This window comes from Streptomyces sp. NPDC052721 (assembly GCF_040678315.1).
Classification (GTDB): Bacteria; Actinomycetota; Actinomycetes; order Streptomycetales; family Streptomycetaceae; genus Streptomyces.
This window is the reverse complement of sequence record NZ_JBFATL010000026.1, coordinates 104703-118722: the sequence shown is the minus strand read 5'-3', so window position 1 is coordinate 118722 and position 14020 is coordinate 104703. Positions and strand designations below refer to the sequence as shown.

The window sequence follows — 14020 nt, the reverse complement described above, 5'->3', positions numbered from 1 at the left end:
CCGCCTGCCTCGGCCGGCCAGTCCATCGGGTCCGGGGCGCGGCGCGCCGGTCACGACCGCAGCGCGGCCCAGGTGTTGACGCCGACCTCGCCATCGACCCCGAGGTGGTGCTCGCTCTGGAACTTCTTGACCTCGGTCAGCGTGTCGTAGCCGAAGATGCCGTCCACCCCGCCGGGGCCGATGTTGTAGCCGCGGGCCTTGAGGATGCACTGCACTTCCTTCACCCGGGAGCCCTTCTGGCCGTAGACCGTGAGGGTGGTGCCGGAGTAGTACGTGCAGGACTTCCAGGGCTCGGCGGGGGTGGCGGGCGGTGGGGCGTGTTTCGTGGTCGGGGCGGGGGTGGTGGGCTGCGTGGCCGACGGGGGATCGTACGGCTGCTGCGGCTGGGCATGATGGGTGGCGCCGCCCGTCGGCTGATTTCCCGAGGAGGGTGGAGCCGTGACAGTCGCGGTCACCGCCGTCCTTGGCGAGGACTGCGGTCGCGAAGGAGCCGATTTGCCATGCGGGGAGTTTGTGGTGGTAGCGGAGGAGTGTGCCCCGGCAGGCGTGGTCGCGGCCTCGTGGCGAGCAGCGTCTCCCCCGAAAGCCGCCAGGGCCACAGCCGCTCCCACGATCGCGACCGCTGCCGCGGCGCCCACCACCAGCGGCCACCGGCGCCGGCCGGACACCTCCTTTCTCAGGTCCTCGGGCTTGGTGCGGCGCAGAATCGTCAACTGGTCCGTGGGCGGCACCGCCACCGCCGTCCCGCGCCAGCCCGACCGTTCGGCGACGGTCTCGGCGACCGCGTCAGGCCATTCCCCGCCGATGGCATGCCCCCGCGTGGCCTCGACGACGTCCTGCGGGCTCGGCCGCCGCCGTGGGTCCTTGTCCAGGCACCGGCCGATCAGTTCGGCGAGTCCGGGATCGCGCTGGGCAGCCTCGGCGATCACCTGCTCGTTCGGGGGAGAGTAGATGATCCGGTGGATGACGTCACCGGTGGTGCCCTCGCCGAAGGGAGCCGAGCCCGTGACCGCCGCGGCGAGGACCGAGCCGAGGGAGAACACGTCCGAAGCCGTGCCCACTTCCCGGCCATCCGCCTGTTCAGGAGACATGAAGGCCGGCGTGCCCAGGTGCTGACCGGTCATGGTGAGCGAACTGGCGTCCGCAGTGTGCGCGACCCCGAAGTCGATGATGCGCACACCGTCCGGCCCCAGCAGGACGTTGGACGGTTTGAGGTCGCGGTGGACGATGCCCACGGCGGCGATCGCGGTGAGCGCCTGCCCGATCTCGTACGCCAGCCGCCACACGACCGGCGCGGGCAGCGGCCCGCACCGCTCGACGGCCTCGCCCAGGCTGAGCCCGGGCACGTAGGCCGTGGCCATCCACAGCAGTTCGTCGCGGTCGTAACCGGAGTCGAGCAGCTCGGCGGTATACGTCCCGTGCACCCGGCGTACGGCCTCGATCTCACGCTCGAAGCGACGGCGGAACCGCTCGTCCTCGGCGTACTCCGAGCGGATCACCTTGACCGCGACGAGGGAGCGCGCCCCGTACGCCCCCTCCGCGTCCGCCTCCCGGCCGAGGTACAGCCGGCCCATCCCCCCGCCGCCCAGCCGGGCGAGCACCCGGTAGGGGCCGATGTCCGACGGGTCGGTCCGGCGCAGCTGTTGGGCGCCGAGCAGCGCCAAGTCGTCCGCGGACATTTCCTCCGCGGACGGCTGACCGGCACCAGAGGCGGCGGGGTTGGTCTCGGGCATGCGGCGTCCTTGATCCTCTTCGGTCCTTTTCGCGACCTCTTCGGGTGCTCTTGGCGGCTCTTACGCGCCGCCCGCGTGCGAGATGTTGGTGAGGATCTTCTGGACCTGCTGCTGCAGGTGCTCCAGTGAGGCCCTCATCTTGTCGAGGTCGCCCCTGGCCTGCGGCCACACCTCACCCCGGAACCTCTGCGCCAGCGGACCGTCCCAGTGATTGGGGTCACTCAGCGTCTGCCCATGACTGTTCAACTGATTGATCAATCCGGGAAGCTGACTGGTGATCAGGCTCATCATCTTCCCGGCTTCCTGATGCGCCAGGTCGGTGGATTTTACGGTCGCCATTTTCTCTCCTTCAGCAGGTTTTCAGCTCTTTGAAATTGTCGGTCCGGGACCCGTGACCGTCATTGATCCACAGCGCACAGCTCTTGGCGGTCGGCGTAATTCGGACCAGGTCTCGGCGTCCGAGTCCGTCCCTCCGCGAGCTTGACGTGATCAGCCGTAGGACGGCTTGTAGTTGCCGTTTCCGAGGGCGTCCAGCGGTTCGTCTTTTTCCGTGCGCCCGAACGCGTCGAGCAATTCGTTGACGGTGACCTTGCCCTTGCCCTTGCCGACGGTGTAGTCGTCCGGGTGGTCGAGCATGCGGGTGATGTACTTCTGGTCGTGCGCCGCCTCGCCGGTGAAGTGGACGACGTTGCCCCAGGGGTCGTAGACCTGGCCCTGAGCGCCCAGCAGCCCGAGGGACTGGGTGAAGGCGCCCTCGGCGAGTTTGCGGTTCACCGCGTAGGAGTTGGGATGATCGCCGGCCGGAAAGACCTTGTCGAGCAGCTTCATGCCCGGGTCGAGCGAGGAGTAGGCGCTCTGCAGGGCACCCAGCGCCGCTGTGGCCGCCGCGCCCTCCCCTGGGATCGCCATGAACGCCACGTTCACGTAGCCGCCCTGGATCATGCTCTTGAGCAGCTCGTTGTCCGGGTTCGCCGCGTTGAGCGCCTTCAGGAACAACGCGACGTCCTCACCGGTGTTCGCTCCCGTGATGCGCTGCCATTCCTCCAGCCCCCGCTTGGTGAAGTCGGTCGGCGGCTCGACGCCGTGCAGCACGCCGTACGCGTAGAAGTTGTTCACCGCGCCCGCCAGATGCTTCCACTCGCTGTTGGTCAGGGTCGGCGCACCGTCCCCGAACAGGCCCAGTGACACCTTGTGCATCAACTCCCGGGCGTCCTGTGGCGAGTGCTCCCCCCTCATCCCGACGGCCAGAATCGTCATCACCTTGGCGCTGTACTGCCGGTCGCCGTAGAAGATGTCGCGGATCTCGTGCGACGTCAGGGACTTGGCCAGGAAGTACGAGGCCGAGGGGTTGGCGGCCAGAGCGTCCAGGAGTTGCGCCTTCTGCCCGCTGCTGATGTGGCTCCAGGGGAATCCCGGGGCCCCGGGGCCGCCGTGGCCCGCGGGAGCCGCCAGGCGCATCGCCACCAGCCGGGTCGTCTGAGCGCTGACGGCACCGCTGGAGTAGGCGCTGACCAGGGCGGGGATGCCGCCTACGGCGAGTGCGGTGTCCAGGTGCGGGGCGTCGAGGGCGTTGTAGAACCCCGCGCAGAAGTACGGGTCGTCGGCGTGCTTGGCCAGCTCCTGCAGGATCGGCTTGGCCGCCTCGGGACTCGATCCCAGCCGGTTGCCGTCGCTGGGCGGCTGCAGCGCCATGAGCTTGGCAGCGAGCGCCGCACCGGCCTTCATCCTCGCCTGGTTCTGCTGCTGGAGAAGGTTGTAGGCCGCCATGACGTCCGACTCCTTCGCGCTGACGACCCCGTGGCCGCCCAGCGTGGCGTGCTGGGTCTGCTGGAACGCCAGCGCGACGACATGGGCGTCCCGGTCGGTGTAGTACGCCTTGGAGATCATCGCCGCGACCTCGGCGTCCAGTTCGACGCACGGATGCCCGGCGTTCTGGTACGCCAGCAGGGCCGGCCGCAGCACACCGCGGACCCAGTTCTGCAAATCCTGGGCGGCCCAGGTACAGGCCGCGGAGTACTTGATGAGGTTTTCGGGAATGGCTGACACCATGGAAAGGGAATCCTCGCGCTAGTTGTTGTCCTTCAGGGCCTTTTCCCGGGCATCGTGCACGGTTCCGCGCAAGGACAAGGCTTCCTGCCTCAGAGCCTGGAGAGCTGTCTGCTGCGGGTGGAAATCGGACTCGAACTGGCGCCGTTTGCCGCCCGACCAGAAGTCGCATTCCCTGTCGCCGAGCAGTGCCTGGCGCTTGGTGGTGCGCAGGTGGATCAGCGCGTCCAGCTTCGCGGCGAGCTGGGTCAGCTGACGTTCGAGCCAGTCGGCCGCTTCGGCCTCCGTGGATGCCATCCGTTCGTTCCCCTTTGGCTGGTTCGGTCGTGACGTTCCCGTGGCACCGGCCCGGGGGCGGGTGGGTCGGCGACCTCGCACGGGTCGCCCTCCTCGGCTCCGCGGACCCCCGTCAGCCACGACACCGCTCCCCGGACTCCACTGCGCGACACGCGCCTCGAACAGCACTCTTCCCGTGTCGCACCCAGCTGTCATTGATCGCGCACGCACATCCGTAGACGCTGCGCGCAGCAACCGTCAGTGCGCCACCTGAGCCCCGCCCGCGATGCCGTCGGTGACGAGGTAGCCGCGGCCGGGGAGGGGGGCGAGGCGGTCGTGGCGGGGCAGGGTGGTGGCGAGCAGGTCGCCGTCGAGGTCGTGGTCCGGGGCGAGCAGAACGCCGCAGCGGCTGTCGCGGGCGCGCTGGGTCCAGTGGCCGTAGGTGCGACGCAGGGCGTCGGCGCGACCGGCGGCGACGAGGTGGCGTCCGGGCCCGGCCAAGGACAGCCAGCGCTCCAGCACACCGAGGTCGTCCTCGACCGTTTCGGCGTCGTCGACGAGGAGGAGGGTGGGGCCGGGGTGCGGGACCAGGGCCGCTTCGAGGTCGCTGTAGTCGGTGACGAGAGTGGTCAGGCAGGACAGGTCACGCAAGGGTGAGCGGCGGGGGGCGAACGCGACCACAGCAGGCGGGTTCGCCGCGGCGGTTACCTGGCGCGCGATCGTGCACAGAGCGGTGGAGCGGCCGGACCGTTGCGGCCCGGCGATCAGCGCGTGCTCCCGTTCGTACAGCCGCAGGGCCGTGCCGCCGAGGGTGTCCGCGTCCAGACCAACGGGGATGTACCAGGGCTCGGCGGTTACCGCAGCCTGCGCCTCGAGGGCCCCGAGGGTGATCTCCGCGGGCAGCAGTCCGACTCGTGGCGCGGTGGTGACGGCGCCGGGCCACCGGGTGGAGCAAGCGGCCACCGCGGCACCGAGGTCCTCGGCGGGCAGGCCGATCTGGATCACCTGGCGCGTCGCGGCCACCAGCGCGCGCCCGGGAACATACGCGGGGACGGCGCTGCGCGGCACGTCGAAGTAGCCGTACTCGCCGGGGTCGGCCATGCGCATCAGCAGCTTCTGCTGGGTCAGTGCCGCCCACGCGGACGGCACCGCGCCGGACCGGTCCGCAGTGACGGCGAAGCGGATGCCGACGGCCGGCCCGTCCGCGTAGACCCGGGCCAGTTCGTCGATGAGGTTCATCCCGGCGATGTCCTTGTCGAAGTCCGACAGCAACGCCCCGAGGTTGTCCAAGAGCACCAGCCAGTCCGGGGCGGGCACGCCGTGGCCGGGCGCCGCGCCGCCGCGGGCCTTGCGCTCGTCGAGTTCCCGGCGCAGCAACCGGACGAGGCGGACCTGCCGCTCGCGTTCAGCCGGCCCGATGTGGGCCCCGGTGTGCGGCAGGCCGACCAGCGGCGCCAGGTCGCCCGCGCCCATGTCGAGGGCGAAGATGTGGCACCGCTCGGGCGGCTGGGCGTCGGCGACGGCCAGGGCGAGGGCAGCCAGGGCGGTGGACGTCCCCGAGCCACCGCTGCCGTAGATCAGGACGTTTCCCGCCGCGGGATCCCAGCCGACCGGGTACTGCCGCTGTCGCTCGGGGTCATCGGCGAGGGCGTACGTGGGGAGGCCGACGGCCTCTGTCTGCAGACCGCGTTCCGCGACGTGCGGCAGATCGGCGGTGCGTACGACGGCGGGCAGAGGGTCGGGCCACGGGCGGCGCGGTTGGGCGAAACCGGCCAGCCCTGCCGCCTCCTTGGCAGCCGCGACCAGGCGCTGCAGGTCGGTTGCCCCGTCGGTTTCCGCCTTGCTCGGCTCGGCGGCGGGCAGGGCCAGCAGGAAGGGGCCCGCGGTCGCCGGGGCCGTGACGGCCGTCTCGGGGGTGATGCCGGTGGAGAGAGCGGTCTGCACCGGCATGACTTCACGAGCGCTGAGCCGGTAGAAGGCGCGGCCCCACTGCCGGCTGCCGATCGCGGCGGCGGCCGGATTGTCGATGACGTCCTGCGAGTCGCCGGTGGATTCCAGCCGGAGCGCGATGCGCAGCTTGACGTTGTTCTTGATCGCGTCGTTGACGGAGCCGGCGGGCCGCTGCGTCGCCATGATCAGGTGCACGCCCAGACTGCGCCCGCGCTGCGCGATGCCCACGAGGGCGTCCACGAAGTCCGGGAGCGCCTTGACCAGCGTGGCGAACTCGTCGATGACCACGGCCAGCCGCGGCATCGGCTCCAGTTCGGTCCGCCCGGTGTCGCGCAGCCGCTGGTAGTCGCGTACGTGGCTCAGACCCGTCTCACGCAGCAACCGTTCGCGGTGGTGCAGTTCGGCTTCCAGGCAGCGCAGGGCGCGTTCGCTGAGCTGCTCGTCGAGGTCGGTGACCAGGCCGACGGTGTGCGGTAGGGCGGCGCATTCGTCCAGCGCGCCGCCGCCCTTGTAGTCGATCAGCGCGAAGGTGAGGTGCTCCGGGTCCGCGTCGACCGCCATGCTCGCGATGAGCGTGCGCAGCAGTTCACTCTTGCCGGAACCGGTCGTCCCGGCGATGAGCGCGTGCGGACCGTCGTCATCGAGGTCGATGCTGAACAGGTCACGTTCCGTGACGCCCAGCACCGCCCGGACCCGGAGCTCGGGCACCCGTTTCTTCCAGTGGCCGGCTACCGCGGCGCCGTCCACGCTCTCCAGGTCCAGCAGGGGCAGCAGAGAGATCCGGTCGGGCAGTCCGGCGCCCTCGATCCGCATTTCCGGGTCCTCGAAGCGGGCCACCGCCCGCGCGGTGTCCCGCGCTTCGGCCAACGGAACGCCGTCGAGCAGCACCCGCTCCACGGTGACGCCCAGGGCCACGTCACGGACCTGTCCGATGCCCTCGGGCGAGGCGGTGACCACGGAGGTGCACAGCGCGGGCAGGCGGGTGGTCAGCACCAGCGCCCCGCAGCGTACGGAGGTGCCCGCGATCAGGTCCCGCAGCCGGTTGGGGCGGCCCTCCAGCAGGGTGGCGCCGTCCACGACCACGAGCAGCACCGGGCCTGTGGTCGGCCGACCGGCCGCAGCCTGTGCGGGCGGCCCCGCGGCAAGCAGGTGCTGGGCCAGCGTGTCGGCCTGCTCCGGACCGACCGCCACCAGCCGTGTCGTCCCGGATCGTACGTCGGCTCCGTGCGGCAGCCACTTGGTCCAGTCCCAGTCGGTGAGCCGGTCGGCGTCGGTGAACACAGCGACCGTGACGTCCGCGGGCCCGCTGCCCACCACGGCCTGGCACAGCAGGGACCGGGCGACGGCGAGGCACGCCTTCCGGTTGCCCTCGAAGCCCACGGCCTCACCCGCCGAGACACCCACCACCACGGGCACCTGCGGCAGTACGGACCTGCGCGCGAGTACGGCCGCGGGTTCCGGTGCCGGCTCGGTGGAGCCCTGCTCCAACGGCGGGTCCCAGGGCAGGTCGGCCGTCCCGACCACGAGTTGGAGGAAGTCGTCCGCGGCCGGACGCCGCTCCCACAGCGCGGTCCCTGGGGCAGTCGCCCGGTAGAGCACCTCGGCCGGATCGGGGTGGGCCGCGCGGCGGGACCGTATCTCTTCGGTGTACCTGCGCTCCACCGCCGTCTCGAACTCCGCCAGCCGGGCGGCGTATTCACGACTCCCCCGGCGCAGCGCGGACCTGCCGCGCAGGCGTTCCTCGGCGAAGTTTGCCAGGAACATCAGCGGGGTGAGCGCCGCGATGGCCGCATAGCGCGGATCGCCGGTCAGCACAACGGTCGCGGCGGCCATGGCCAGCGGGCCGAGCAGGGCCGCAAGGCTGAAGGGAGCGTTGTGGGTGCGAGCCGGCGGCGCGGGGACGGCGATCGGTGCTGTGCCGGTCGGACGCCCGCCCCGCGGCGGGCGGTTGAACGGCAGCGTCCCGGCGGGCCCGGCCTCGCGGACGGCGTTGATCCGCTGCACCGGACCAAGCCGGTCGGCGGGCAGTACCCGGACAAGCAGTTCACCGCCGAGCGACACCAGGTCGTCGGCATGGACGGGGACCGCCTCGCGGATCCTCGTGCCGTCGACGTCCGTGCCGTTCGCCGAGCCGAGGTCGGTAACGGTGACCCGGCCGTCGGGCAGGACGTGGAACGCGGCGTGGAGCCGTGACACGCCCGTGGCAACAACACGGATGTCCGCTTCCGCTCCCCGCCCGACGACCGTGCGGCCCGCCGCCAGCGGGACGCTGCGGCCCGCCTCCAGACCTCCCACCAGCCGCAGGACGACCGTCGGCTTCCGTAGTCCACCGGCCACAGGCGCATGGGCACCGGACACCCGCGAACCGTGCACGAGGCCGGACTCGTTCACCACGGTCTCGGGGGGCATCACCCGGCCGTCGACGGCGAGCACGTGGCCTGACAGCCCCACGGCCGCGGCCAGATCGGCGAGGGTGGCGTCCGGCCGGCCGAAACGCACCTCCACGTCCCACTCACGTCCACCGTCGATACAAACGATCCGCACCGCTTGCCACTCCTCATCGGTCCAGATGACGGGGCATCCAGCCTTTCGCGGCTCACCGGGGAGGGCATCGGCACTGCGTGCAAACCGGTTGACCGAGCAGGCAACAGCGACGGCTCAGCCTCGTCCGCGCGGACCGGGGCGAGTCACGCCGAGCGTGCCGGCCTGTCCATAGCGTCGGAGCCACACACCTCCGGTCAGCCGCTCGTTCAACGTCAATGACTTCGCGTTGTGTATCAATGACACGCCCGCTGACGGAAGGGACGGTATTGAGCAAGCTGCGGTCACCGACGACTCGCCGAAGATCGATGGTCACACCGGTACACATCGGGAAAGGAATCATTCATGTCACTGCGCCCTAAGGCAGCCGCGTTGGCTTTGGCCATCGCTGTTGCCGCCGGTATCAACGTCTCAACGACGCCTGCTTCGGCCAACACAAGCCTGGGCTACGTCTCGGGCAGCGGCGACTGGACCGACGACTGGTGGGACGAGGGCCCGATCTCGGCGTCGTCGTACTCCTACAGCAACGCGGCCGCGATGTGGCAGACCATCCTCTGGGCGGACGGATACCTCTCGTACTCCGGCATCGACTGCCGGTTCGGGTCCGGGACCACGTCGGCCACCAAGAGCTGGCAAAGCAATCACGGTCTCACGGCCGACGGCATAGTCGGACCCAACACCTTGAAGAAGGCCAGCACATGGCTCTATCAATCAGGTGCCGACTACATCTACCAGGGAGTCAGCGGCCGATACATCACCTTCGACCGAGACGACTACAGCGGTGCCTGGTACATGTACATCGGCAGCGACAAGAAGGGGCTTTTCTACAACACCGCCACCTTCAGTGTGTGCTGAGCGCGGGGCCACGCTTTCGGAGAGGCCCGCGCGGACTCACTCACGCGTTCGTGCACAGCAGGCCGCGAGATGACGTGCCGTTGATCACCGACCAGGGGCATGCGACTCGTGCAGCGATCACCAGGACCGGAACATCACCACCGGGCCCTCACCCCGAATTTCTTGGGGCAAGTGTGCCGGCCAAGATTCGCGTGCACGCCCCGAAATGGGCTCGGCTGGCCCCGGCCTTCGAGCGACCGGTCGAGCCGCCCGCCCGGTTGGCCGGGCGACAGACGACGGGCGTCGATCCCCGCCGGGAAGGATCGCTGCCTTGAGCTCGACAACCGCCGAGCAAACGTCATGACGCTCCGCCAGAATCAGCGTAGGACGAGCGGCAAGACGTTTCCCCAACCGCCTCGGTGAGATAGTGGCGGGTCAGACGCCCTTTGCCGCAGGCCCGAGTCCCCCGTGCTCAAACCCGCCCCTCCCCCCGCATACCTCGGCACTCCCCACGACACAGGGTAACGACGCCAGCGCAATCAGCACACGTCAACTCGAGACGTACAGCCCGAGCTCAAAGAACAGCCCTACCGCGCTGCTCGACAGGTTAAGCCCGACAATTCGATTGACCCGCGCTATCTGATCCAGGACGACCACCTCACGCCCGTCAGAAACAGCGTCGACCGAGCGTCAAGACATTTCCCGAACTCGCCTCTTACGGAGTTGAGGCAGAGCGTTCCGGACCCACGCCCACGCTGCGAAACCGCAGGTGAGACACGTGGCGGGAACCTGCAACATGCTCCACGCGGTGAACTTCGGGAAACAGGTCGAGCGCGCCCGGCCTCGCCTGAGAAACCTACGAAAATCGCAGGTCAGAGCCCCTTCTCCGCAGGCTCCAGAATCGCCACGCACTCCACGTGGTGCGTCATCGGAAACAGATCGAACGCTCGAAGCGTCCGCACCCGGTAGCCGCCCTCCCGGAAGTACCCCAGGTCCCGGGCCAGCGCAGCGGGGTCGCAGGCGACGTAGGCGATGCGGCGGGCGCCGAGGGAGGAGAGGTGGGCGACCGTGTCGCGGCCGGCGCCGGCGCGGGGCGGGTCGAGGACGATCAGGTCGACCTCGGTGATGCCGGTGCGCGGCAGGACCGACTCGACCTTGCCCTGCTCGACGCGGACCCGCGGGAAGTCGGCCAGGTTGTGCCGGGCGTCCTCCACCGCCCGCTTGCCGGACTCGATGCCGAGAACCGCGCCCTTCTCGCCGAGACGGTCGGCGAGCGCGCCGGCGAAGAGGCCGACACCGCAGTAGAGGTCGAGGGCCGTCTCGCCCTTGCGGGGCAGCAGGCCCTGCATGACGGCGGTGACGAGCGTGTCCGCCGCCTTCGGGTGGACCTGCCAGAAGCCGCCGTTGCCGACCCGGTGCGTACGGCCGTCCGCGCGTTCGCGGACGAAGGGGCGGCCGTGGACGCGGTGCACTCCGCCGGACTTCTCGTCCACCCGCAGGACCGACACCGGCCGGTCCAGTTCGACCAGCGGGAGGCGGGCGCCCGGGCGCGGGGTGAGGATCACCTGGCGGTCCTGGGATCCGGTCGCCGCGATGGCCTCGACCGATTCCATGCCGGTCCAGTCCCGCTTCTCGATGCCCAGCTCGCTGACGCCCGCCGCCGCGATCATGCAGTGGTCGATGCGCTCGACCTCGTGCGAGCGGTGCCGGCGCAGACCGGCGTGGCCGTCGGCGTCGACGGCGTACTGGACGCGGGTGCGCCACTGCGGGACCTGGCCTGCGGGCAGCTTGTCGCCCTCGGCCGGGACCACGGTGCCGTCCCAGCCCGCCTCCTCGGGGGTGAGGCCGGCGAGCCGCTGGAGCTGTTCGGCGATCACGTCGGCCTTCAGCCGGCGCTGGGCGCCCGGCTTGGCGTGCTGCCAGTCGCAGCCGCCGCAGCGGCCGGGGCCGGCGAAGGGGCAGGGGGCCTCGATGCGGTCCTTGGACGCCTCCAGGACCCGCACGGCGTCCGCACGCAGGAAGCGGGCGCCTTCCTCCCCCTCGGTCACCCGGGCCACCACCCGCTCGCCGGGCAGCGCGTGCCGCACGAACAGCACCTGTCCCTCGGACGTACGGGCGATGCAGTGACCGCCGTGGGCGACGGGGCCGATCTCGACCTCGTACTCCTCCCCCACCAGCGACTTCTTCGGTTCTGCGGGCATGGTGGGGTGACTCCAGATCGGCAGCGGGGGCGGCCCGCACCGGCGGGCCCGACAACAGCCCACCAGTCTACGGCCTCCCCGCCGCGCCTCAGTCCTTGGCCGACGGCTCCTTCGGCCGTTCCACCGCCGGACCGCGGCGGACGGCGCCCGGTGCGTTCCACTCCTGCCGCTTGCGGGCGCGGGCCCGGGCGACCTCGGAGGAGGCCAGCTGGTAGGGGACGGAGGTGACCATCACGCCGGGCGTGAACAGCAGGCGGCCCTTGAGGCGCAGCGCGCTCTGGTTGTGCAGCAGGTGCTCGTACCAGTGGCCGACCACGTACTCGGGGATGATCACGGAGACCGCGTCGCGCGGGGACTCCTTGCGCAGGCTCTTGACGTAGTCGATGATCGGCCGCGTGATCTCGCGGTACGGCGAGTCCAGGACCTTGAGCGGTACGTCGATCCCGCGCCGCTCCCACTCCTCGCGCAGCGCCTTGGTCTCGGCCGGGTCGACGTTGACGGTCAGCGCCTCCAGGGTGTCCGAGCGCATCAGCTTGGCGTAGGCCAGGGCGCGCAGCGTCGGACGGTGGATCTTCGAGATCAGCACCACCGAGTGCACCCGCGACGGGCGGACCATGTCGTCGCTCGGGCCCTCGGGCGCGGCGATCTCCTCGGCGACCCGGTCGTAGTGCTTCCGGATCGCGGTCATCGTCGCGTAGAAGATGCACATGCCGAGCAGGGCCACCCAGGCGCCGTGCGCGAACTTGGTGACCAGGACGACGACGAGCACCAGACCGGTGAAGAAGGCGCCGAACGCGTTGATCGCGCGGGAGCGGATCATGTGGCTGCGCTTGGCCGGGTCCTTCTCGACCCCGAGATGGCGGTTCCAGTGCCGGACCATGCCGGTCTGGCTGAGCGTGAAGGACACGAACACGCCGACGATGTACAGCTGGATCAGACGGGTGGAGTCGGCGCCGTAGATGAACACCAGCAGCATCGCCGCGCCCGCGAGCAGCACGATGCCGTTGGAGAAGGCGAGCCGGTCGCCGCGGGTGTGCAGCTGGCGCGGCAGGTAGCGGTCCTGGGCGAGGATCGAGCCGAGCAGCGGGAAGCCGTTGTACGCCGTGTTGGCGGCCAGGAACAGGACGAGCGCGGTGGCGGCGGCGAGGAGGACGAACAGGAAGCTGCCCTTGCCGAAGACCGCCTCGGCAACCTGGGAGATCACCGGGTTCTGGACGTAGCCGGAGCCCAGCGGGACGCCGTTGTGCAGCAGGTCGGTGGCCGGCTTCTCCGCCATGCGGACCTTGGTGGTCATGGCGAGCACGATGATGCCGCAGAACATGGTGACGGCCAGCAGGCCCATCATGGCGAGCGTGGTGGCCGCGTTCTTCGACTTGGGCTTGCGGAAGGCGGGGACGCCGTTGGAGATGGCCTCGACGCCGGTGAGGGCGGCACAGCCGGAGGAGAAGGCGCGCAGCAGCAGGAAGACGAGCGCGAAGCCCGCGAGCCCCTGGTGCTCGGCCTTGATGTGGTAGTCGGCCGTCGGCGCCCGCATGGTGTCCCCGAGGACCAGACTGCGGAAGGCGCCCCACGCGATCATGATGAAGACGCCGCCGACGAACACATACGTGGGGATCGCGAAGAGCTTGCCCGACTCCTTCACGCCCCGCAGGTTCATCAGCGTCAGCAGCACGATCACGGCGGCGGCGCAGAACACCTTGTGCTCGACCACGAAGGGGATCGCGGAGCCGAGGTTCTCGATGCCGGAGGAGATGGAGACGGCGACGGTGAGGACGTAGTCCACGAGCAGGGCGCTGGCCACGGTGAGGCCGGCCTTGGGGCCCAGGTTGGTGGTCGCGACCTCGTAGTCGCCGCCGCCGCTCGGGTAGGCGTGCACGTTCTGCCGGTAGGAGGCGACCACGGTGAACATCAGCACGACGACCGCGACCGCGATCCAGGGGCTGAAGTGGTACGCCGACACGCCCGCGATGGACAGGACCAGCAGAACCTCCCCCGGCGCGTAGGCGACGGAGGACAGCGGGTCGGAAGCGAAGACGGGGAGGGCGATGCGCTTCGGCAGGAGCGTTTCGCCCAGCCGGTCACTGCGCAGTGCGCGCCCGATCAGGATCCGTTTGGGCACGTCGGTCAGTTTGGACACGAGAGAGGATCGTAAGCCTTCGAACTGGCACCCGCCCACCCGGCGTGCTGGATCTGCCTCACGAGTGAAATCGGGGGCGCACGGAACTACGGAATCCGTGCTTCGTGTGCCCGCCGTGCCTAGATGGCAAACCCCGCCCGTCATCGCACTTCGGAGGATCCATGCCCGCGACCGCGGAGCTGATCGGGGCGCTGCTCGCCCTCGGCGGCCTCGGAATCCTGACCCTGTGCAGCGTGCGCAGCATCACTCGCCGACGGCTCCCGCCACCGCCCGTGGCACAGGGGTGCCCGCCGCGTGGCGCC

The 14020-nt window shown here is 70.2% G+C and carries 8 protein-coding genes; 1 reads left to right on the top strand and 7 read right to left on the bottom strand.

Going from position 1 to position 14020, the window contains the following annotated elements; genetic code table 11:
• Nucleotides 1–50: 50 nt before the first annotated feature.
• From AB0L21_RS24215 to AB0L21_RS24195, 5 genes are all read right to left on the bottom strand, one after another.
• Nucleotides 51–1733: a serine/threonine-protein kinase gene (locus AB0L21_RS24215; protein WP_365786309.1), complete on the bottom strand. Its 1683-nt coding sequence runs from the start codon at nt 1731–1733 to the stop codon at nt 51–53.
• Nucleotides 1734–1793: 60 nt separating this feature from the next.
• Entirely contained in the window at nt 1794–2072 is a 279-nt protein-coding gene (locus tag AB0L21_RS24210; protein ID WP_365705747.1) for a hypothetical protein, read from the bottom strand.
• A 150-nt stretch (nt 2073–2222) separates the two neighbouring features.
• Nucleotides 2223–3782 carry a hypothetical protein gene (locus AB0L21_RS24205; RefSeq protein ID WP_365786307.1) on the bottom strand — a complete coding sequence of 520 codons (1560 nt, stop codon included), beginning with the start codon at nt 3780–3782 and terminating at the stop codon, nt 2223–2225.
• Nucleotides 3783–3800: 18 nt separating this feature from the next.
• The gene (locus AB0L21_RS24200) at nt 3801–4076 is read right to left on the bottom strand and encodes a hypothetical protein (RefSeq protein WP_365705743.1); all 276 of its coding nucleotides are present in this window, start codon (nt 4074–4076) and stop codon (nt 3801–3803) included.
• A 237-nt stretch (nt 4077–4313) separates the two neighbouring features.
• Nucleotides 4314–8549 (bottom strand): FtsK/SpoIIIE domain-containing protein, encoded by a 4236-nt coding sequence (locus AB0L21_RS24195; protein ID WP_365786305.1) that lies wholly within the window; start codon nt 8547–8549, stop codon nt 4314–4316.
• Between the two features lie 342 nt (nt 8550–8891).
• Between AB0L21_RS24195 and AB0L21_RS24190 the strand changes: the two genes are divergently transcribed.
• Nucleotides 8892–9401 carry a peptidoglycan-binding domain-containing protein gene (locus AB0L21_RS24190; protein ID WP_365705738.1) on the top strand — a complete coding sequence of 170 codons (510 nt, stop codon included), beginning with the start codon at nt 8892–8894 and terminating at the stop codon, nt 9399–9401.
• An 851-nt stretch (nt 9402–10252) separates the two neighbouring features.
• Here AB0L21_RS24190 and AB0L21_RS24185 read toward each other — a convergent pair.
• Nucleotides 10253–11581 carry a TRAM domain-containing protein gene (locus tag AB0L21_RS24185; protein WP_365705735.1) on the bottom strand — a complete coding sequence of 443 codons (1329 nt, stop codon included), beginning with the start codon at nt 11579–11581 and terminating at the stop codon, nt 10253–10255.
• A gap of 88 nt (nt 11582–11669) precedes the next feature.
• Nucleotides 11670–13718, bottom strand: a complete 2049-nt coding sequence (locus tag AB0L21_RS24180; RefSeq protein WP_365705732.1) for an APC family permease — start codon at nt 13716–13718, stop codon at nt 11670–11672.
• Between the last annotated feature and the right edge of the window lie 302 nt (nt 13719–14020).